Annotated in this window: 14 protein-coding genes; all 14 read right to left on the bottom strand. The window is 59.1% G+C overall.

Going from position 1 to position 22,204, the window contains the following annotated elements:
- Positions 1 to 62 precede the first annotated feature (62 nt).
- Positions 63 to 2,243 carry a glycosyl transferase family protein gene (locus P9292_RS05730; RefSeq protein ID WP_244829944.1) on the bottom strand — a complete coding sequence of 727 codons (2,181 nt, stop codon included), beginning with the start codon at positions 2,241 to 2,243 and terminating at the stop codon, positions 63 to 65.
- Positions 2,240 to 4,465, bottom strand: coding sequence for a cellulose biosynthesis cyclic di-GMP-binding regulatory protein BcsB (locus P9292_RS05725; protein ID WP_309958301.1), 2,226 nt, complete (start codon positions 4,463 to 4,465; stop codon positions 2,240 to 2,242). The genes P9292_RS05730 and P9292_RS05725 overlap by 4 nt, the downstream gene beginning before the upstream one ends.
- A 192-nt stretch (positions 4,466 to 4,657) precedes the next feature.
- Entirely contained in the window at positions 4,658 to 5,857 is a 1,200-nt protein-coding gene (wecB, locus tag P9292_RS05720; RefSeq protein ID WP_244829942.1) for a non-hydrolyzing UDP-N-acetylglucosamine 2-epimerase, read from the bottom strand.
- A 466-nt stretch (positions 5,858 to 6,323) separates the two neighbouring features.
- Entirely contained in the window at positions 6,324 to 6,854 is a 531-nt protein-coding gene (gene tssJ / locus P9292_RS05715) for a type VI secretion system lipoprotein TssJ (protein WP_250494245.1), read from the bottom strand.
- A gap of 24 nt (positions 6,855 to 6,878) precedes the next feature.
- Entirely contained in the window at positions 6,879 to 8,021 is a 1,143-nt protein-coding gene (tssG, locus tag P9292_RS05710) for a type VI secretion system baseplate subunit TssG (RefSeq protein ID WP_309958300.1), read from the bottom strand.
- On the bottom strand, positions 7,985 to 9,832 hold the full coding sequence (gene tssF, locus P9292_RS05705; protein ID WP_250468755.1) for a type VI secretion system baseplate subunit TssF: 1,848 nt from the start codon (positions 9,830 to 9,832) through the stop codon (positions 7,985 to 7,987). Before tssF ends, tssG begins: the two co-directional genes overlap by 37 nt.
- A gap of 8 nt (positions 9,833 to 9,840) precedes the next feature.
- Positions 9,841 to 11,421, bottom strand: coding sequence for a type VI secretion system protein TssA (tssA, locus tag P9292_RS05700; protein WP_250528007.1), 1,581 nt, complete (start codon positions 11,419 to 11,421; stop codon positions 9,841 to 9,843).
- Positions 11,421 to 13,757 carry an ImcF-related family protein gene (locus P9292_RS05695; RefSeq protein ID WP_409015126.1) on the bottom strand — a complete coding sequence of 779 codons (2,337 nt, stop codon included), beginning with the start codon at positions 13,755 to 13,757 and terminating at the stop codon, positions 11,421 to 11,423. The genes tssA and P9292_RS05695 overlap by 1 nt, the downstream gene beginning before the upstream one ends.
- 1,180 nt (positions 13,758 to 14,937) lie before the next feature.
- Positions 14,938 to 16,173, bottom strand: a complete 1,236-nt coding sequence (locus tag P9292_RS05690) for a hypothetical protein (RefSeq protein ID WP_309958298.1) — start codon at positions 16,171 to 16,173, stop codon at positions 14,938 to 14,940.
- 3 nt (positions 16,174 to 16,176) lie between these two features.
- Entirely contained in the window at positions 16,177 to 16,434 is a 258-nt protein-coding gene (locus P9292_RS05685) for a PAAR domain-containing protein (protein WP_309958297.1), read from the bottom strand.
- 319 nt (positions 16,435 to 16,753) lie between these two features.
- A complete protein-coding gene (locus P9292_RS05680; RefSeq protein ID WP_309958296.1) occupies positions 16,754 to 17,716 on the bottom strand; it encodes a hypothetical protein in 963 nt (320 codons plus the stop codon).
- 219 nt (positions 17,717 to 17,935) lie between these two features.
- Positions 17,936 to 18,247, bottom strand: coding sequence for a hypothetical protein (locus P9292_RS05675; protein WP_309958295.1), 312 nt, complete (start codon positions 18,245 to 18,247; stop codon positions 17,936 to 17,938).
- A 355-nt stretch (positions 18,248 to 18,602) separates the two neighbouring features.
- A complete protein-coding gene (locus tag P9292_RS05670) occupies positions 18,603 to 19,268 on the bottom strand; it encodes a hypothetical protein (RefSeq protein WP_309958294.1) in 666 nt (221 codons plus the stop codon).
- A gap of 241 nt (positions 19,269 to 19,509) precedes the next feature.
- Positions 19,510 to 22,188, bottom strand: coding sequence for a chitinase (locus P9292_RS05665; RefSeq protein WP_309958293.1), 2,679 nt, complete (start codon positions 22,186 to 22,188; stop codon positions 19,510 to 19,512).
- Positions 22,189 to 22,204 lie beyond the last annotated feature (16 nt).

Here is a 22,204-nt window from a genome sequence, read left to right as displayed (position 1 = left end):
AACCAAATCGATTCTTTCCCGCAAAGCCGATTCTTCGCCACGCAGGCGCGCACGATAGCGCTTCATTGCCCACCCGCCCGCTTCGCATACCGGCGCCGTTGCTCGCCCACCGCCGAAGCCAGCGCTTCGCTCGTAATCACGCGTTCGGCGACCATGTAATCGCCGATACGTCCATGCCGCTCCGGCCGATAATTCTGCAACGCCGTTTCGAACGCGCGGCGCGTGACGAGGCCCATCTCGATCATGATGTCGCCAAGCAAGGGCACGCCGCGCGCAGCCTCGTCGTTCACCGCCTTCGCGGCCGTCTGCTCGTCGCCGGAAAGCGCCGACACGCCCACATCGCGCAACATCCGCAAGCCTGCCGCGATCTCGCTTTCGCGCACCACGTTGATCGATACCGCGCAGCCGGTCGCTTCGCGCAATTCGGCGAGCGCCGCGTCATCGAGCAGACTGGCGCTCACGAAGATCGCGTTGCCGTTCGCGTCGGCGCCCTGGGGCATGGCGCGCAGGCGCACGAGCGTTTCCGGCGGCACCGCGACGCCCGGCTCGTTCTGCATGCGAGCCACGTCGAACCTTCCACGCGGCAAGTCCGCCTGAAACGCGATCGCTTCCGCGAGCGTCTCCTCGTCGAGCCAGCCGCGCGTGACGAGCACGCGTCCAAGCGGCGCTTCGCGCGCATGGTCCGTCTGCTTCGCCTGTTCGAGCCGTTCGGGGTCGATCGCCTGCCACGACACCAGCAAGTCGCCGAGGTCCTGGCGCGTGCTGCGCAAGCCATCCACGCTCGGGAAATCGTGCATCGTCTTGTCCCACGCGAGCCGCCTTCCCGTCACCACATGCACGATAAAAAGGCGCCACGCGCGCGACACCGCCATGAAGTTGACCACGTTGCCGATCACCATGCGCGGCACCGCCAGAATGCCGTGCTCCCAGCCGTAAAGCCGCGTCGTGAAGATGATGCGCTGCGTGACGCGCAGCAAGAGCGCGACGAAGTTCGCGGCGAGCAGCGCCTGCAGCCAGCCGGAATCGATGAACGGTGACGGAAAGAAATCATTCGTGAAGCCGAAGTACGAAGCGCTCGCGAACAGCATGAACTGCACGGCAAGCAGATAGGCCAGCATGCCGACGAACGCCGTCACCACGCCCTTGCGGTCGCGCAGCAAGAGATAGCGGTTGGCGAGCGTGCCGCTCCAGCCTGTCAGCGCCCAACCTTGCAAGCCGATGCCGAGCGTCCAGCGCGCCCGCTGCCGGTACGCGGTGCGAAACGTGTCGGGGAAAAATTCGCGCACGCATAGCGGCATGGTGGTCGTGATCTCGCGTTCGGGACCCAGGCCGAACCACACCTTGCGGCGCGACGTGAACTGCACCGGAAACAGCGGAAAGATGGACTGCATGCCCATCTTGAGAATGCGCGCGCCGATATCGTAGTCTTCGGTGAGGCTCTCGGTATTGAACGGCTGACTCTCGGTCTGCCGAACGAGCGCGAGCATCGCGCGGCGCGAGAAGCACGTGCCCACGCCGGCGGAGGGCACCGCACCCGCGAGACTTTCGCGCACGACCAGATCCTTTGCGTGCCATTCCGCGAACTCGTCCATGTACGTGCCCGCGACCAGTTCGAACCAGTTGCGTTCGAGCGATGCCACCGGCAACTGAATCATGTCTTTACGCGGCAGCAGATAGTTGAAGAACTTGAGTTCGATGGGATGCAGCACGTCTTCGCTATCGTGCATGACGATCCCCGCGAACTCCACGCCCGCCTCGAACTCATAGCGCAGAATCGCCTGCACGAGCCAGTTGAGACAGTCGGCCTTGCAGGTCGGCCCGTCGTGCGGCACTTCCACGCGATGCAAATGCTTGTAGCGATGCCGCATGCGCTCCACTTCGCGGATCGTCGCCGGATCGTTCTGATAGGTGCCGACGAAAATCGTATAGCTGCGGTAATCGAGCACGCGCACGAGGTCTTCGATCATCGGCGCGATGACATCGTGCTCCTGCCAGGCGGGCACCATGATGGCGATCGGCTGCTCGTCGCGCGCGTAAAGCTGCTCGACGGTGAGCGGCGCGTAACGGCGTTCCACCGTCACGCGCCGCCAGAACTTGCGGGTCCAGAACCAGATATCGATGAAGAGATCATCGAGACTCGACAGCAGGATGATCGTCGCCACCACCGCCGCGACGTATTCAAGTGTCTGGTAGTACTCGGCGACGAGTATCTGGCCGTACCACCTGATCGTTTCCAGGATCACGCGCCGTTGTCCTTCTTCTGCCGGCGCAGATGCCTGCGGCGCGCCTGACCCGCCAGCGCGATCAGCACCAGCAACAACACCACGAGCACGGCCGGAATGCCCCAGCGCGCCCAGTGCCGCGTGATCCAGTCGGAGCTGCCCGCCGGTTCATCGACGAGTTCGTCGGGATTCACGGTATCGAACTGCTTGAGGACGCCGCTGCCGTCCACCACGGCAATGTCGCCGCGCGAGAGTTGCAGCTTGTCGCTGAGGACGGGCATGGCGCCCGCCGAGCGATACACCACGCCGCTTTGTCCGTTTGAGCTCGCCACGCTCACCACCGCGACACGCGAAAGGCCCGACATGTCGAGCAGCATGTCGCCCGAAGCGGACTTCAGCGAAAGCCTGTCGGCCGAATAAACGGCGGGATTGTGCTCGTCGGCAAGCGGGACATCGGCGGCGAGGAACGCGCCATCCGGATGCACGGTCGCGCCCGACTCGCTCACGGCGAACTTCGCCTGCACGGGAGCGACGCCCGCCGCGCCTGTCAGATAAGCGAGACGCGGCACGCTGTTCAACGCATCGTCGAGCCAGGCGTGCGGCACGTAAACCGTCGCCGCCGATGCAAAGCGCGCCGCCATGCCCGCGAAGGTGTTGTCGAGCGTGGAGTTGCCGAGTTGCAGATGGCTCGTCGGCAACACGGCGACCGGATAGGCCTGGCGCGCCTGACAGCCCGCATCCGGTTGACGGCGAAAGCTCACGCGCAATTCGTTGGTGCGTGCAAGCGCATAGCGCGGAATCGGCACGATGATGCGTTGACGCACGCCATCCACGTTCAGGAGCCGCGCGCCGATCATCACGTCGTTGAAATACACCGTGGCGGTCGCGCCGCCGTTGGAGAGTGTCGGCGATGCCGCGAGGTCGAGCACCACGTTCTGCGGCAGACGGCCGTTGCCCGAAGCCGCGGCGAGGTCGAAGCGCGCGGACCACGACGCGTTGGTCTGCACGTCGATGCTGCGCGGATCGCCGCCGAGCTCCGAAAGCGCGATGTTGTCGCCGCGCACGCGCTGGTCGGCATCGATCGAATGCACGATCAGCCGGTTCGATACATCGATGGGCCGCCAGCTTGCCGCCAGCGCGCCGATGCCGCGCGTGTCGCCGACTACGATCACCGCGCGTCCGCCGACATGCGCAATGCGCACCTCGCCCGGCGCGAGCGGCGCTGTCAGCGTGTTCATCGTGCGGGCGCGCCATTCGTCGAAGGCGGGCACGGCATCGGCGGAAGCGGTGGCGACTTGCGCGCGCAACGCATCGAGCGCGTCGACGATGCGCTTTCTCATGCCGTCATCCGCCACGATCACGTCCGGACCGAACGCCGCGCGCGCTCCGAGCGCGACGAGCGCGCCGAGTTCGGCGTCATCGCTTATTGCATGCTTGCCGCCCGAGGCCAGCGCGCTGAACGCGGGAATCGCGCGCAAAGCCGCGGGCACGTCGATGCCGGTCAGGTCGGCCGTATCGCCCACGGCTGGCAGCGCCTGCACGAGCGGGCGCTTGCCGTCGCGTTGCAGGAGCGCATCGGTGCGCCAGGCCGTGTCGTAGGCGTCGCTGGCGAGTTTTGGCGACGACACCGCGAGCACCGGCGCGTAAGGCAGCGCGCTCCACGCCGTGCGCAGATCGCGAATATCGGCGGGATCGAAGCTGAAGGTCAGACGCGTTTCCGGACGCACGCGCAGCACGTTGCCGATCGCGGTCTGGTCCGTGCACACGTTCTGGTTGATTACCGAGGCGAAGCCGAGCCCGAGCCGCACGAAACCGGCCGAACGCGGCGCGCCGTCCACGCCGATGTTCACCGCGACGTTTCCCGCGTCCTGCGTGAAGGCGCGCGAGAGCACGGGCGAGCCGTCGAGCGAGAGCAGCATCGTCACGCGTCCGCCGTCGCCGCGTACGTAACCGCCGTCGAGTTGCAGCGTGGCGTCGCTGAGCGGGACATCGGCGGGAACGGGGAGATAGAACTCCTGGCGCGTGTCGGGTGCGCTCAGCGTGACGTCTTGCAAGAGCCCTAGCTCGCGCAGTGTCACCGTGCGCGATTCGCGGCCGTTGAGCCCGAGATGCGCGAACGTGCTTGCAAGATCGCCGGCGGCGGCGAGCGCCGCGCACGGAAGCGCCATGAAAAAGGCCGCCCATGCGGCGGTCAAAGCGAGTGCGACGCGCAATCGGCGCGGTTTGATGATGTCGTTGATCAAGGCGAATGGCTCGAATTTTGGCGCATTCTCACGCACAGCCGCTCAGTCGCCCGAAGAGGCTCGAGAGCGCGAACGCGCGAGATTGCGATGGTCTTTTTGGTGCAACGCCCAAGCTGGCAGTTATTTCGTTCGATATCCGCATCGTTCGCTTCGCGGCCTTGCGGCGCTTCGCGCGATGCGCGCACTGCCGCACTACGCAACCGCCGCGCGCATCAGACGATGCTGCTCCTCGGACACGCGCAAGTCGGGGCGAAACTCCTCGAAAGGACGGTCCAGCAACGCCGAGACGATGCGCGACGAGGCATGGCCGTCGCCATAAGGGTTCACGCTGCGGGCGAAGGCGGCGCGGGCGCTTTCATCGTCGAGAAGCAGCGACACAGCGCAAACGATTGCATGGCGATCCGTGCCGACGAGCCGCGCGGTGCCGGCCTGCACGGCTTCGGGGCGCTCGGTGACATCGCGCATCACGAGCACCGGCTTGCCGAGCGCGGGCGCTTCTTCCTGCACGCCGCCCGAGTCAGTCAATACGATGGACGCGCGCTGCAGGAGACGCACGAAGCCCATGTAGTTCTGCGGCTGGATAAGGAACACGTTCGGCGAGGCGCCGAGCGCGCTGATCACTGTGGCCTGCACGTTCGGATTCAGATGCACCGGATAGACGATCTGAACATCGTCACGCCGGGCGATCTCGCCGAGCGCCGCGCAGATGTCGCGCAGACCCTGGCCGAAGCTTTCGCGCCGATGACCGGTCACGAGCACGAGTTGCTTCGAATCGTCGAGATACGGGAAGCGAGCATCGAGCGAGGCTCGCAGCGTGGCGTTCGAGTCGATGCGCTTCGTCACTGACAGAAGCGCGTCGATTACCGTGTTGCCCGTGATGATCGAGCGGCCTTGCAGCGTCTCGCGCGCGATGTTCTGTTCCGAGCGCTGCGTCGGCACGAACATGAGGTCGCTCATGACATCGACCACGCGGCGGTTCATTTCTTCCGGCCAAGGCCGCGTCATGTCGCCGGTACGCAAGCCTGCTTCGACGTGCGCCACCGGCACGCGCCGATGAAACGCCGCGAGCGCGCCTGCCGTTGCCGTGGTGGTGTCGCCGTGCACGAGAATGCGGCACGGTTTTTCTTCTTCGATGACGTTATCGATCGCGCCGATCAGCCGCGCGGCCAGCCCGTTCAAACTCTGGTTCTCGGACATGACCGCGAGGTCGTATTGCGGAGCGATATCGAAGAGATCCAGCGCCTGTTGCAGCATCGAGCGATGCTGACCGGTTACACACACGATGGACCGAACGCCCGGCTCTGCTTCCAGCGCCTTGACGAGCGGCGCCATCTTGATGGCTTCGGGGCGCGTCCCAAAAATGGACAGTATCGTTGTTCGCTTCGTTGTCATTGGTCCCGACGGCTACACAATCTTTAACAATTTCGATTGTATTCAGACGTTTAGAAACCTTCTGCCAACTAAAGTGTAAAAAAGTCTAACCAGAGCTTTCTGCCCTTGCGTGGCCATGTTTTGTCAAGGCATGGACGGTGGTTTTTACCGGAACGGTTAGTTTTTTCCCACACTTCGAAGCGCGCAGCCGCCTCATGCGCACGGCCGTTTTATACGATCAATCGAAGTCGATATCCAGTAGTACCGAACTCATGGATTTCCCATGAGCGTCGAGAGCGAGGGACGTCGGGCCCTTGCCTGGGAGCGAATGCCATTGCCGCGACACAGCCGTCTTCTATCATTCGCTGCGCAGCCCGCCATGCAGACTCCCGTGTGCATGGATAGCGGGCGGACGTTGCCCGTAGTGAGGAACGCGGTTCGCGAGCGAAATGTCCGTCGAACTGAATCAGTGCCCCGGTGCGCAAGTCTATTTCTTGCCGCTTGCCTTAGTATCGGTGAGCTCCGTTACTTGCCGATCGGATAGCTCGAGTTTGAGCGGAGCATCGGCGGACAGCTTCTTCGCCTCGACGACCTGCTTCCAGCTTCCGTTCGCAGGCGGATCGCGATAGAAAGCGGCGATCGCTATGTATGCCGTTTCCTTTTCCAATGGCTGTGAAAGACTCACCGATGCAGCTGGGTTGACCACCACGCCTAGGCTTGCCTGGAGATCCTGCGCGAGCATGGTTTTGTCGTCACGAATGAGATCGCCATAGGCCGCGCTGTCGAATAGCTTGCGGTCCTTCAGTTGATAAATGCGTACCGCCACTGAAGTCGAACGACCCGCCGCGTCCTGATTCAGCCCGGCGCGCGCGGTCAGATCCACGTCGAGCACTTTCACCCGCTTGTGGAAGACTGCGTTATAAGCGTCGACCGAGGTATCGGAAACGGTTTGCCAAGCGCCGCATCCGGAAAGCAGCAGCGTCGCGGCGACGCTTGCTGCGCTAAATCGTTTCAACATGATTGCCCTCTGCTTGATTCGAAGTCACGCCGCGTGCGGGCTGACATATGGCTTGAGATAAGGATTGATGCCGGGAGCAGGAAGCGCCTCGCACACACCGAGCGATATCTCGATGTCGCGTTCCGCCTCGGAGGGCAGCACCACGGTCCAGCCGAGCCGCGGGGCGCGCGCCCCCAGCAGGACGCCAACCGCCGGTGTCGGAACGAAACGCGAGGACATCTGCACGCGCAAATGCACATCGGCCTTGACGCCGATATAGAGACGCACCAGTGCCATCAGATCGCGATGCAGCCACCCACCGGGCAGGAGATCGTTGGCCTGCTCGGCGTCGCGCGGACGCATCGTCACACGCACCGCACGGCTTCGATAGGTAATCCGCTTGCCGAGCACATACCCTCCGCCGAGGCCACGTCGCTTGCTGCCGGCGCTTGCGGCACCCACGTCTTTCGCGCTTAGCGGCGAACCCTGTTCCGTGCGCTTCGCAACCGGCCAGAACTCATCGACCCTGACCTCCACGCCGGGCGCACCAAGCGCAATGACGCCAGCCAGACCCTCCGGCGTGCGAGTACGTTGGACCATCAGACTTAGCAAGGCGAGCATGCGCGAATCTGGCAAACCGGCGCGCGCGGGCTTGTTGCCCCAGCCGAAACCAGCAAGACACAAAAGCTTTTGCGAGTGCTGGTCCGTACCGCCGTGGCAAAAACTTTCCGGATAGCGATACTTCTTCCACGTCCGATAAAGCAGCGTCGCCAGCCGATGATTGAATTGGTCGAGAAACGCTTCGACTGCTTCGTGCCCCTCCTCGCGCTGGACGATATCGTCGAGATAATGCGTCGGCATCGTCGCATCGACGCCGTACAGACCCATGAACGTAGTGCGCACGGTAGGCGCAAGCAGGGCATCGCCCTCGTCCGCGAATTCGACACTCGCCATTTCGCCTGCGGGAAAGCCCATGCGCGGGCGCGGCCTGAAGCGCACGGGTTCGTGTTCGGGCGTGTCACGCTCGCCGAAACCCGGCCTGTTCGGCTCGCTCGCCTCAAAAAGACGGCACAGTTGCATGAAGCTCATTCGTGGCGCGCGCGCGAGCAACGCGGCGACGAACGGTTCGACCCCCGATAGATCGCGCGCCGTCATAGCGGAGCACGCCGCGTCTTGCTGCGCGGCCATTCGATGCGAGCCTGCGACGGCAGACTCACGATGGCGAGCTTCGTGAAGAGATTGATTTCGGCATACAGTTCGAAGAAGCGATGCAGCAGTTCGGCGAACAGCATCACGTCGCCTTCGCCCGAGAACGCCTGCGAGTCGAGCGTCACTTCGATCAGCACGCCGCGCTCCACAGCGCCGCCGGAAATCTCCTCCAGCAGTTGCTCCGAGACGTGCAGAATGCCGGCGAGCCGCCGCCGATTGAGTTCGTCGTTGGTCCAGTCATAAAGTGCGAGCGCGCCGCGCAAGACCTCGGCGTTGAGCATCGATAGAAAATTTGGCGCGAGATGTGACAACACGCGCCACTGAAACCGGTCGCCGGTGGGCGGATAAAGCGGCAGCGTCGGCGCGACGAGATTACGCACGCCGCCCACGTTTGGCGTGCTGAGCGCGAGCTCGTCGATGCGCGCTTCGCGCAAACCCTTACGCGGCAACATTCCGTTGGTGCCGGTCACGCGTAGCGATATGCTTTCCTCTGGCAGCGTCTGCATCGAATCCCATGCATGTCCGCCAAGAATCACCCACGTCTCGTGTAGACCGTCCATACCCGGCCGCACGCGTGTATGGAAGTATCGTTCGGGCGACTCGTGCCGCAACATGCCTCCGCGATGTCGAAACGTCGCGAAGGGAACATATTCGAAGCGCTCGGCGGTTTCGTGATCGAAAGATTCGGCGGCATCGACCGAATAGGTTTCGACGTGCCCGCCCTGATGCCCCGCCGGCACCACGCGATACTCCGTCTCGTGATGATTGATTACCACCGGCTCGGCGTCGAGGCTGAACAGGTTGATGACCGGCGTGCAGAAGAGGCGCAAATTGTCTTTGTTAAAACGCTGATCCGACGGATATGCATGCTTCAACACAATTTCGAACTCGAAGCGCGTCGCGCCCACCGGAAGCATGTCGATGTCGAGCCCGCAAAGATCGACGAACAGAAACTTCTCGCGGAACGTGAAATATTCGAGCAGCAGCTGATAGCCCGAAAATGCAGCATCCGACTTAGGCCACAACCGTTCTTCAGGAGAGAACCCTGCTGGTTCGATGCTCACGCCTTTGCACGGCAGGGCCTCGCCGTTACGAACCTCGGGGATGCGCCATTCGATGACGTCGACCTGACGGGTCAGCGCAAGGTGCATGGCAAACGCCGTCGGCTGATCCGCGCTCAGGTGTAGTCGCAGGCGCGAGAGATCGGTTTCCGTGCGGCGCGCCGAGTTATCCAGTTCAAAGGCTATCCGAATGACCGAACGGCCGTCGTGCCGCACCGCGGGGCCTGCCTGCAAGAGGCGCAACGGTTGCATGGCGACGGGCTGCGTCGTGCGGTAGAGGCATTGCACCGTCCGAGGCGCAGCGGTTGTGCCTGAATCCGTCGGCACAGAAATCGGCGCGGAGCGCACCGCGACGCCTGCCGGCACGTATGCGGTTTTCTGCATCCGCTCGCCTTGCGGCAAGAGTTCCACGACGGACAGCGATGGGATCATCCGCAAGTAGTGCGGCCAGAGCAGGCTTACGATGCCTTCTGTCAGCTCCGGCAGTTCGTCGTCGAGTTTCTGCCGAAGCCGGCCCGTGAGAAACGCAAAACCTTCATAAAGACGTTCGACGTAGGGGTCGCGATCACCCACGCGATCGAGATTGAGCATGCGCGCGCGATCAGGATGCGCCCGTGCGAACTCGCGCCCAGACTCGCGCAGATAACGCATTTCTGCTTCGTAGTAGCGCAGGACCGGATCGCCGCGCGAGAGGTCCTGATTGGGGTCTTGTGTCGATTCGTCGTTCATCTATGTTTTCATGACAGCGTGAGCGCACGCGCCGGGTCCAGCACGATCAGTTCACTACGCAGTTCGCCGATACGGTTGGTCAGCGTTGTCTTGTCGGCGTCCTTGCGGACGCTCATCGTCTTCAATGCACGCATCAATTGCTGCTTGACCTCAAAAGCGAGCGCCGGCTCCCAGCGTGCGAGAGGCAAGGTGCGCGTGGCGGCATCGAGTTCCGCGAGAAGTGAGAGTGCGGTATCCGCGCGGCCGGCCTGCTCGGCCAGACGCGCCATCATCAGGCGCTGCAGATAGCGATGCTTGTCTGTCTTCATGCCCGGCAGCGCATCGAGCCAGATAAATGCAGCTTCAATACCATCGCGCGCGGACAAATCACGCGCCTGTGCTTCGATCTCGGGCCAGTCTCCGGCCGCACCTTCCGCGGCATTTGCCGACACCGGCAACGCCGCGATACTCTCGCCTGCGTCAAGATCGCGCACGACGGCGTGACGCGCGATCCACTCGAGCGTGACATCATCGGCGAAAGGTGTACCGTCAGTGAAGGCAAGCCGCTCGATGCCGGGAAGACGTTCGAGAAAGAGCGCGAAATCCGCGCGCAGCAAATCGCGCCATGCATCATAAGGCGTGCCTACGTTATCGAGCGCAACGTGCTGAAAATGTTGCAGATCGAACCAGAGGTGATTGACCCCTTCCATGAACGCCGCTTCGACGCGTTCCAGCAACTCGTTCCACTGCTTTTGCAGCACGAGGCGCTTGAACTGCTGACGCAATTCGCCGCGTGGCGCGGCGAGGCGGGTTCGAGCGCCGGCATCCGCGGGCGGGACTTCGTGAAGCGTATCCCAACGGATACTGCGCACGAGTCGCGCAGAAGGCAGATAGCCGTTTTCCTGATCGCGCAACCATGCTGCCATGGTGCGAGCCTGATCGAGCAGTTCGCGCTGCGATGCGATCGGGGCGCTACCGGCAAGCGCCGGAGCCGATGGAATCGGCGCGGTCGTGCTCGGCTCGGCGCTTTGTATGCCGTCGTCCTTGCGTTGGAAGCGAGAGGCAAGCATCTGCAAGTTGGGCCGCGCCGCTTCCGGCCATGTGAGTGTCTTTCCGACGATCGCATCGAGCGCGGCGACCGCGCGTTCCACATCACCAGGATCGAAAGCGTCCCGGCTGTCGAGCAAGTCCAGCGTGCGTGTCGTAGCGAGCATTTCGAGCGCGCCCTTCCTGGCTTCGGGACGCAAAGGCAAGATGGCATCGCCGAAGCGGTCGATCATGGCAGCAGCGAGTTCGAGACCATCGACGAAGCCTTCAGGTCCGTCCTGACGCAATCGCGCAAAAGCGTAATGGCCCGCGACACGCAGATCCTTGCCGACTTCTTTCGTGATTTGCTCGCACGAGCGGACAATCAACGAATCGTCGATGCCCGAAAGTTTCCCTGCTTCATCCTTCAAGCTGAAAAAGGCGTCTTCGTAACCGGGATCTCGACCGACGCCTGCATCTCCGGGAAGCGGCGCGAGCCAAGCCTCCCAAGTGTCGAGGCGAGCGCGAGCAAATTGGGCAGCATCGCGCGAAGGGAAAAGCGTTTTAAAAAGACCAGCAAACATCAATGCATCTCTGTGGTTGCGCCTTGCGGCAAGGGAATGCCCAACTGATTCGCCGCAGTGAACGCTCCGGGAGGCAGCGGCGGAGGGTTCGAGGCCGCCGATGTCGCCTTCGTCTTCGCGGGGTTATTAACCAGGAAGACGCGCTCCGGCAAGGCGAAATGTCGTAACACAAGCACATCGAGCGGACCCGCGCCGCCTTCCGCGCGCATCTGCACCGAAAGCGGTAGCGCCTGACTTTGATCGGGTGTCCAGGAAAGCAAGTAGCGCGCGCTGTCCTGTTGCGTAACCTTCGCACGCTCGAGCAGGCGTATCACGCCGAAACGGCCTTGGGCATCGAGGGCCGAGCGCAGGCCGCCTTGCGCCGTTTCCCATTCCAGATGCGTGACGTTCTCCAGCGACTGGCCCGGCCATTCGAAGGGCATCCATTCTTCTTGCTGATTGAAGTACTTGAACGTGCGGCCCGCAAGCACGAACGTCATCTCGGTGACGCCGGGAGTTGGCACACCACGGAGATCGAAGCGGACGTGTGCATCGCCGGATGGAAACATCACGGTCGAGACGCGCGTGAGCTTGTTGAGCGCGATAAGGAACGCGGGATCGAGCGTAAGCGCGCCCTGATTCGCGCCCTGCGCCGCGACCCAGTGATCGCCCTGCCGTTCGATGATGCCTGCAAGTTGCGTCGCGACGAACTGCGCAATCACGCCATTGTCGAGCCGCAGGAAGCGCGCAAGATCGGGCAACGATGCATCGTTGTCGGAATCCGCGAACGGATAGCGGGATGCGAAGTTGCGATTCCAGTCCGCGAGAATGGCCGTGCGCCAGATGTCATTCAGACTTGCGGACGCGGGGCGCACGACAACCTGCCACGTCTGGTCGAAGGGAGCTTCAAAGAGTTTGCCGAAACCGGCCCAGCGCTCGCCGAGGCTCGCGGACACACGGCTTGCGTAGTCGCGGCTGTCAGCAATATCCGAAGTCTTTCCTTGCAGCATCGCTTGCGCCGCGGCGCGCGACATGGCGTCCGGGTCGGGACTGGACATCATCTGCTGCGTTCTCAGGCGCATGGCGGTGACGCGTTCGAGATAGCGCGGCAGACTGAGGTCGCCGACAGGTTGCGGCACGCCTTTCCCATTCGCGGATGCAGCGGCCCCAAGATCGCTTCCGGTCAGGCGCAGGACGGGGCCGAATGCTTCGGCGAGCGGGGTGTTTCTAGCTTGAGCGCGCTTCGATGGGTCTTTCTCGTCGGCGCCCACGAGTTGCTGCGCCTTCGTGATCAGACTGTCCGACAACGTTTGCGTCGATGCGCCGGCGCTGGCCTGATAGACGATTGCGTCCATCAACGCGACGAGCGGCGAGCGTTGCGGGTCGCCGAGCAGTGTCAGTTGATCGACCGTGCCGGAAAGCGACGATGCATCCTGCCAGCGAATACCGTTGAGAAATTGCGCCCAGGCGCGGAAGTAGTCGTCGAAGTAGCGTTGGCGAAGTTCGGCCTTCAGCGCCGACGGCGATGTATTGTCGGCTTTCGCGTCTGAGAGCACCCAATCGCCTGCGACGGTGTGATGTTCGCTCGCCTCGTCGATCGCTTTGGGAATGCGTTCTTCCCAAGCGGCGCGCGTGAAAACGCCCGGGACCGTGGCGCTCGTGCCGAAGAGGCCGCGACTAGGATGATCCCCGAGGATGCCGGCCAATGTCAGCGGCGGATATTTGGGCTTGGTTTCATCGATGATCTGCTGGTAGATCGCATCCGTCGAATTCTGGATTCCGCGCACGCCGATGATCGTCTGACGCGCCGACGCTATCAGTGCCGCGTCGGGCGTCAAGGCCGGCGACGCCCCGTGCTTTAAGTGGCTTGCATAGAATGCAATTGCGTGCTGGCGCAGGTCCTCCCACGCGCCTTGCGTGAGCGTCGCATTTTGCTGGCGCGCGGGTTCGTTGGTGGCGAGTAGCTGCGTCGTAAGGAAGGTTGCGTCGGCGTGCTCGGGGTTGGCGAGCATGAGATATGTTCTGAGCGTGTCATAGGCTGCCTGAACTTGTGCGTTGCCGCCACTGGCGATTTCGGCATCCGATAGCGAGGCAAGTTGGCTCAGGCGGTTTTCGAGTTTGGCTTTGATGGGAACGATCAGGACGCGTGAGGCGGCGTTGAGGTAAGCCGGCCAGAGGCGCTGGTATAGGGCGGCGTCGTGGTTCAGACCGAAGCGGGTGTAAAGCGGCGCGCCTTCCTTGCTGCGGATTTCGAGCGTGTCGAGTTGTTTGTCGAGCGCGTTTAACGCCTGCAGTCGTTGCGCGGGATCTTTCGCGGATGACAGACTTTCCAGCGTGCCTGCATCAGTTCGGACCATTGAGCGATTGACGAAGCCTGAAAGCAACGTGCCAGCGACAAATATGCCCAGGACAACGATGACGCCATATGCCGCCGCGCTCGATAACGACACGCCCACACGGCGGCCATGGATAGCGCGACTGTGCGTTAAGACGGATTTCCAAAGAGCGTCATAAGACGGCAATGCAAAAGCTTGTTCGCTCACTTCGCGATCTGCGTCCTCGACCTGTTCAACACAAATCGGGGCAAACAGCAAACCGTGTACATCACTGCGCCAGAATCCCGACGTTCCAACCGTTTCGAGGAGGACACGTAACGCGGCACGAAACCGCTCTATGTGTTGCGACATCTCCGCCGCAGCCCGATCGAGCGGGTCGCGAGCAAGGCGTGCAACCCCGTTGCCTGCAAGACTGCCGGCGAGATTCGTTAGAGTGGTTTCAAGTTCTGCCGAGTTCGAGCGACGATCCGACCACGTCACGCCAATCGATGCGTCGTAAGCGGAAATATTCCCGGTACACCTGACGGCATCGACAAGATAGACAGGCGCCGACCAGCACAACGTTCGAGCCTGAAGCACGAGGCGCTGCGCCATGCCCTCTGCATCGAAGGGCGTCCTTGCCGGGCCGAGCACTTCGGTGCAAGCAACCACTGCGTCCACAGGGCGGTGACGACGTAACCGCCGAAGTTTTTTTAACCATTCCACGTCGGGTTGACCGTCGTCATGGCATCCATGGAGCAACACGGCGCCTTGAATCATTTGCCAACCGCTGATGGAAAGTCCTGGCGCGATGCGATCCACGACCGAGCGCTCGCCGGCTACGAGTATCCACCGAGCCCGGTGTCTCCACCTCAACCCGAAGCGATGAACGAGCGCGGTCTTTAATGCCTTCGCGCGGCCGGCCGAGTCTTGCGAGCGTAAGTTGTCAGCCGTGCCACCGGGTGGACTACCTTTTTCCGCGTCGTACCGCATGAACCATCGTGTGGCCCTTAGCGATGCAATCAAGAGCAAGATTGCCTCGAAGAACTTGCTCAGCAAAGTCAATATCAAGAGCACACAAAACAACGAAAGTTCAACGATGAGCAGCTTGTCTCCTGACAAACCAATGCTTGGGCCCTTTACCGCCAAGCCAACCGCCAATGCCAGATAGACGATGAAAATAGCGATAGCAATTAAGAGCGCCAGCGGTCTTTCTCTTTGTTTAGTCACGTTCTTTCCTGCAAATCAGAGCGGTCATTTCGTCCTCTTCCCGTGCCAAGATCAATTGAGGGCTGGGGCTCGCGCTTGCGCTAGCGGCAGCGAGCGCAAGCGCGAGCCAACCGCTGGCAGCCGAGCAGTCGCCGATCGACGACTCGATCGAGATCAATTGGGTTTGCTCATCGAGCTTCGCTGACCGACGAACAAGGCCCACATCATCTTCTTGCAAGCCAGCAATCCAGACAGTGCTCAATTCCTGCACACTTGCCCCGGACCAACGGCTTGCAAGGCCAATCGCGTCCGCGATCTTATCGACGCCTGACTTGACCGGCCGGTGCAGGTGCACTGCCGGCTGACCGCCAGCCTCAGGCTTGGAGACATAGCCAAGCAACACGGCAACCCCTACTTCGGCGACTCCCCCGCCAAGCGCGTTGCTTATGGCATTGCGAAGTTCGATTGCAATGACGAGATGAAAGGTATTTTCGTCTTTCTGATCCAGCCACGCGTCGGTGGTGAAGAGCGCAAAAACGTCTTCGCAACTGATCCGGAGATCGAACTTTCCAAGCTTTTTCAGCAACGCGCAAATTCGATCAATCACAGGCTGCGTCTTGAGATTGGAGTGCAAGCAGAGATGTACGTGAAGCGTGCTTTTTCCCGGTAGAGCTGACAACGGCAACTCTAGATCGCTGAGCATTTGGTCGATCAGCCATTCGCACACAGCCAGATGACGAGTGTGCTCCCCCAGTTCGTTGCTCGGATAAAAAGGCTCGCCGGGCACGTCTATCCAGCGCGCCAAGACTTCTCTATCTCTCTCGGCAGCGCTCAGACGCAACTCTGAACGAACTTTTCCATCGACGATGCTCTGGAGACTGTTTTCCTTCTTGTCCGAAGAGTAGTGCCAGGAATAGCCATAAACGGTCAATGGCTTACTGGCGGCAGCGTGACATGCTGCTTCTGCATCTTCGCTGACTCGATTATTGGCAAGCGCTGATGCTCGCGCCGCGGAACTGTATGCCAAAGTTGAAAAGAGCGAGAAGGCCCAAATCAGAACGGGGTATCCGACGGCGCAGAGCCAGAACCAGGCCGTATCTGTCTTATGGCTCTCTCGCCAAAGAGAAATCACCATGGTTGCGCCAATGCACAGTGCAAGCACCAACAACGAACCCCAAAGGACGAGCGACGCTCTAGGTGCAAGCGGAACCGCCGCTTTCGGTGGAATTCTTTCGAAATCGATTGGCATCGTCTACTCGACGGAAGCACCGAGCGGGGATGCAATCAAGTACGCGCCACATTCCGTGTGGTCTCCATCACGGGAGAGTGAGGCGATGCCATCTTTTATCCGCTTGCTTCCTTCGACGATCCGGTTGTCGCCATGGATTGGGCAAGAGACAAAGTCTCCGATGCGGGCAGCACGTCGACCTTTGACTTTAATGCGGTTGGAGCCGCTGAGGATCTTGCCGCCGTGGCTGGTTACATCGCCTTCGTATGCTAGGTTTTTCATGATGGTTTTGTTTTGCTTCGCGCCAACGGAAATCGGTTTAACTCTGGAAGCCTGGGTTTTGGGTTGCCTAAGCGCTTGCCTGCTGGGACCACGTCACTCTTGGTTTTGCAGATAAGCAATCACCGGGTTCGGTTATCACTCATTGCGGTCCAGCTTCGCCTTGCAGGCGAATAGAATTCGCCGTTCGGGTTGGTTTTGATCTTCCAATTAGCTGTCCTTTCGCAATTTGGAGAATTGGAATTCCGCTACGAGCTCCAAAAATTAAGAGAAAAAGATATACGCGAATTTACCATCCTTAAGAACACTTCCCTCCAAATTCTCACTCGTCGAGAGTCGACTTAATTATCCATTTTTTAATTTTTTTGCCCTTCGCCTGCGTGTATTCTGTCTTAACCCATCCGTCTTTGCTAACCCCGAGCACTTTTACCCTATCGCCCGGAACTAGGTACGCGGTTGTCCTTGCTAATGCGTCAGGAGAATCATACAGCCAAGATTTGATCCGGACCCTGGTATCAAGAGCTAACTTACTTTCTCTTTCATTCGATACTTTAGCAAGCTTACTCTCAATGTACCTTGCATCAGACGCTGCACCCTCGCGTCTGAGTGCCGCGGCTATCTGCGTGTAAGTGTGTCGATTCTCATTACTGGGGGAGTCACACGAAATTAAATTCTCGATACCCAACGCATCGACCACGCGACCGCGCAATGTTCCTGATTTTGCGGATTTTCGAAAATCGTTCCATAGTTGATTAGCAAGATCTTCCTGCCCCTGCAACATCTCGCCCGAACGGTCGCGCCCCTGCTCAATCCAAGCATCTTTTTGCTGCGACCAGGCTCCCGAGCAGATAGCTCCAGTTTCGAAGCTAATCATGCACCCTGTAGACGTGTCTACGACGGGGCAATATTGATTTCCTACTATACGCGGCTCCTTGCCCGCACTTTCGAGCATTCCCTGTCTAACTAGTGGGAGCACCAAATAACGCCCGCTAAAAGATGAGCTTCGACCGCTTACGCCATTGAAGACAACGCCGCCATTGATGCTTAATGATTCCTCTGGAAGGAACCGCAGCCAGTCGCCTGTTCTCAGTTTGAGCCGAGCGCGCGCCCACCCTGATCCAAAACGTAGCTCATTAGTACCAGATAGATGATCGCTAAATTGCAACACTTGACCACCTGGCAATTGTGCGGTGACGTCTGCGTTATCCTTTGCAAAACTCCGTGTCACAAATAATGCGCATGAAACGAACAATAAGGCCAAAAAAGAGTGAGTAATTAATTTCATCGGAACAGCGCTCCACCTAATGATGCATAACGAGTACTGTTGTCATTCATTCGCGTTCGTCCGGCGTAAGCCGCAGTCAATGCTGCCTCGTGTGCCGAATGCTGCGCCCCACTTCGCGAGATCCTTCGCAACGATGGATTAGCATGAAGGAAGTCAGTGAGAGCTTTTCCGAAATCCCCGGCAACATTGCCAGGCCGGTTCGCAGGTCGCTTCTCAACTTCACGGATTTCGATTTTTTGCGCTCTCTATTTTAGGAATGACGATCACATATCCTATCGGTTCTGTCAAATTATCGCACTGACATGCACGCAAACAAAAGATGAAATCTATGGCGCGTCGTGCCGTCTTCAAATAACCGATTACCGATTTACAAGGATCCGTGAATGGCTTACATCTTCTACCGCGTTTAATAACTTCGCCGGCCAACATGCCACCATCTTGTAGTTCTAAAATTGCAAAAAAACTGCGTGGTAGGTTTATCTGCCCTAGCTGATATGCCGCCATAGCACTGTTTTTTGCAGTATTATCCAAAGTCTTCCGTTAGTCGATGCCATCAATCGGCGCCACCGTCCCGATGCCTCTGAAAACTCGCGAACTTAAGTTTGGAACAGGCGCGTACAATTCGCCGTTCGGGTTGTTCTTGATCTTGCAATTAGCGGCCCTTTTTTGTAGTTCGGAGGACCGGGGTCGCGCTACGAGTTCAAAAAAAGACATACGCGGAATTACCATCCTCAAAACACTTCCTTTCAGGCTCTCATTCGATATATCGGCGCAGTCGGTACGATTCCCGTCTTGAGTTATAGCGCACTACTGGCCGCGCAGCGCCGTTCAGTGCTGACGGTCCTAGGTTACTTTACGATGAGCGACGCTATCGGAAGCACAAAAACTACTTGCCTATTAAACTTCGGTTCGCGGCCTGTCGATCCTTGACACGAGAGGGAATTTTCTTAAGTAAGCCGAGTGATTTCATTTTAGCTTCGTAGGCGACGTATAGGGGTATGGCGCTATCGTTGAATCCATTGCTCCAATAGGCGTCAGCCAAATTAAGCTTGGCGACATATCGTTCCGGGAACTTATTCACTATGGGTTCTAGCAACACGATCGCGTCGTAAGATCGATTATACTTTGAGAGAAAAAAAGCAATATCATTAATATCTTCAGCAGTTGTTGCGTCGATATACGGCACTAGCTCTGCAACGCTGTAAGCCGGCAACGATTTGATGAAATCTTCCGTTGCCGCTCCATCTTTTTTAATGCGCTGAAAATGACGGAGCTGCCCAATTACTGCTTCCTTAGATTGGGCAGGCGGCATGTACTGATGAGCCTTGAGATCGCCTGGCTCAGAGCAGCCTTCGACACGCACAACGTCTTCTTTCGGAGCTACCTCGCCAGAGTTCAAATAAGGTTTCTCCCCTGTTACCTCGCGTCGTAAGCACCAATTTTTAAACGAGTTATCCCATTCGTACACATTTGTGTAAATTTGCCCTCCTTGGCTTGCGCAACTACCATCGATGACTATTTGACGAGTGTTGGGAATTCTATAAAGCGACATTGAACTGCATTCGTCGAATTTCTCTATCCTGTATGAGTATAGTCGATCGCTAGTTGCGCGATATTGGATTTGCAACGCTTCGTGGTCGAGCCGGTAAGTTAATGTGCTCGCGCGGTTCGAATTTTCGAAATTCTCACGGAGCACATAATCGCGAGCAAGTACTGACGTGCTTAATGTCAGCCAGGCTATACATATGATTAGTCGATGGGTTAAGCGTTTATGCTTCATTTTCGAGTCAGAATCAATGATTCGGTTGTAGTGAGTTTATGCGTGTTTCAGCTACATCGCGCACGCAAATGTTTTTGCCGATCCCGTACCAGCCCTGGTCACGAAATTTTCCATGCTTGTCTAATGGCTTGCCAGCCCGGTTATCGAGTTCTAGATAGCGTGAATATCCCTTTATTGCCTCATTGGCGTCTTTTTTTGCGATTCCCGGTTTGTTTTTGGCCGGGTCATGCCAGAGACCCCAAGCAAAAGAGGCTCGCTTTTCGTTGTAAGCCTTACTTTCTTCAAAGAGATACTTTCCGTCTCGATTTAACTTCGCGCAGTTTTGAAGACCCAGGACTTCGATCGCACGATTTAGGAAATTAAGACGGTCGTCGTAGCCAATAAAGGCCCCGTTAATTGATCTTGTTACCCAGATGAAGTCATCATTATCACCTGTCTCAGCTAACGCTGCGTGAATAGAATAATACCAAGCGGCGGAGAGCATCGCATGAGGAGCGGTTTCTAACTTCGCCATTGCCGCAGCGCTTGAAGTAAAGTCTTCATGCACGTAATTGCCATACAGGTCATAGTTTTCTTTGTGCGTTAGCTGAATGAGACCCCGACCCCGCCACGGATCGTAGATTTTTCTCTCCGTTCCCAGCTCTTTGGTATATCTAAACTGCCCACTTTCGGTCAGCATTTGTGCAATGAAGTGCGCGCGGGTTATACACGTGTCGAGGCTGAAATCAGCGAATGCTTTATTCAGAGCAGGCAAATACTCCTGCAGTTTCGCTGCACCGGCTTGCGGCGCTATTCGCCCTAATGCTTCGATATGCAGCTCCGCGCCCTTACAAGCGCATGCGCCTTCAAAAAAATTCGCCACCAACCCAATCGGATTGATATGAAACACATCTGACCCAGGAAAGCCTGGGACTTTTGCCTTCACCTCATCCCACCAAACGAGCTTCTCAATTCGCTTCTGTTCTTCGTCATACTGCGGTGTCCGTCCCGCGACCCTTTCGATCTCCGCATAGAGCTGCTTCCACTTATCCGGATTCGCCCACTCACTCTCGTGCTTCACAATTAACCGCGAGGCCCGCTGCATCAACCACGGATAGTGCCCCGACTCCCCCGCATAAGACACGCACATATCGTCCGCAGCGCCACTCCCATCTCCCTGTGGAAACAACACACGGTAGATGGTCCTCATCATTGGACTCAGCTTAGTCAGGGATTTCGCGTCTGGCACGTTCGCATGACCGGCATAATCCACCCAAGCTTGCGTAGTCGCAAACATTGAGTGCGCGGGGTCGTGCGCATCGTCGATGCAAGAAAAGTCCACCCACGTCTGAGCAAATTCACGCGTCACCCTACCGCCCGCGAACGCCTCCTCCCGCACCCATCCTTCTATGGCTTGCCCCCGTGGATCCGCACTTCCGACACGCCACCAATTCACCTTGCGTCCGGTGCGATCAGCGTTCTGTTCCACATGCTGCTTATTTCTGTCACGTGCGAGTTCCCCGAGCGACCAACGCTGCACAACTCCGGTCATGGGCGCGCTCGCACCTTCGCGCTCGGCATCGTGGAATAGCTTAGTTTGGGTGTCGATACGCAAGATCGTCGGTTCTACAGACAAGCCCAGCGGAGTCCAGTCGTCCTTATGCGCGCCATGCGCTCCGATCCACGTTCGGGACTGGTCGATAAACGTCTGCACGCTGTCGTCGCAAAACGCCTCGATGTGTGCCATGCGCGTGGCCGACGAACCTGCGTTTAGCGAGTCGTAACGTCCCAGATGGCCAATCAAGTCACCAGCCTTGATGGGAGTACCTTGAGCACTCGAGTCGCCCGCGCTATCCAAGGTCGACGCAGTAACCACGACGCGATCGAAGGTGTCGTCGGGCATGAACGCTTGTACCAGCGGACCGCCGTTTTCGTTGCCAAGAAAAATCCATCCGCCCACGGCTGTTGACGGCGGAACCCCACCCGCTTGCGGTGCATACAACTGCGCGCCATGTACGTCGGTGATCTTTCCCCAGCCGTGCTGTTGTTCTCCGATACTGACGCATGCGCCCTGCGGGAGTATGGCCATAGCATGACCTCCTCGTTGGCCTCCTCGCGGCGTCGCGCGTACTGTCAAACCCTGCTGACCCGGGTCAGCAGCCGACCCAGTTCTACTGACCTCAGGTTTATCCCGAGCGTGCTCGGTCACCTTGAATTGCGTGGACCAGTACAACGGTTTGCTTTTCCCCACATCCCGTTCGTAGTCGTCGTAAGCCTGAAGGTGCATGTACACGCTATAGAACGTGAAAATCTTTCCCTTTGGGAACTCCATCGTATGCCGCACCAAGGCAAACCCGGTGCTGTATAAGGCCTGAGAGGCCGGCTGATTGCTGGAAGCCGGAACCTGGCTGACCGGATAAGCGCGATTGACGCGGTAGGCGATGACATGGCCATCCGCGATGCATCGAACCCCTTGGTTGAGATCCAGCTGCGTACCCGCCCCCGTATCCGTGATGTGTATCCCGCCATGCCACATTCCGCTCTTGCTTACGAGATAGCTCCCTGACGGTTCCTTATTGGCGAGCATTTGATAGACCTCGTGCTCATCAGTGAACTTTGCCGCCGCGTCTGCAGGGCGTTGTCCCTTCTTCAAAAAAGGGAACCCAAACGATATTTGTTTGACCTTGGTATCAGGCGGCGCGGAGCGTGGCACGCTCGGCGCTCTTGCA

It is taken from the genome of Caballeronia sp. LZ001 (assembly GCF_031450875.1).
GTDB lineage: Bacteria > Pseudomonadota > Gammaproteobacteria > Burkholderiales > Burkholderiaceae > Caballeronia.
This window is presented reverse-complemented; position numbering and strand designations above follow the sequence as displayed.

Bases quoted from the DNA above. Each gene is read 5' to 3' on its own strand.
- tssA (WP_250528007.1), bottom strand. From the start codon at position 11,421: ATGTTTGCTGGTCTTTTTAAAACGCTTTTCCCTTCGCGCGATGCTGCC.
- P9292_RS05680 (WP_309958296.1), bottom strand. From the start codon at position 17,716: ATGAAATTAATTACTCACTCTTTTTTGGCCTTATTGTTCGTTTCATGC.
- tssG (WP_309958300.1), bottom strand. From the start codon at position 8,021: ATGGCCGCGCAGCAAGACGCGGCGTGCTCCGCTATGACGGCGCGCGAT.
- wecB (WP_244829942.1), bottom strand. From the start codon at position 5,857: ATGACAACGAAGCGAACAACGATACTGTCCATTTTTGGGACGCGCCCC.
- P9292_RS05685 (WP_309958297.1), bottom strand. From the start codon at position 16,434: ATGAAAAACCTAGCATACGAAGGCGATGTAACCAGCCACGGCGGCAAG.
- P9292_RS05690 (WP_309958298.1), bottom strand. From the start codon at position 16,173: ATGCCAATCGATTTCGAAAGAATTCCACCGAAAGCGGCGGTTCCGCTT.
- P9292_RS05670 (WP_309958294.1), bottom strand. From the start codon at position 19,268: ATGTCGCTTTATAGAATTCCCAACACTCGTCAAATAGTCATCGATGGT.
- P9292_RS05695 (WP_409015126.1), bottom strand. From the start codon at position 13,757: ATGGTCCGAACTGATGCAGGCACGCTGGAAAGTCTGTCATCCGCGAAA.
- tssJ (WP_250494245.1), bottom strand. From the start codon at position 6,854: ATGTTGAAACGATTTAGCGCAGCAAGCGTCGCCGCGACGCTGCTGCTT.
- tssF (WP_250468755.1), bottom strand. From the start codon at position 9,832: ATGAACGACGAATCGACACAAGACCCCAATCAGGACCTCTCGCGCGGC.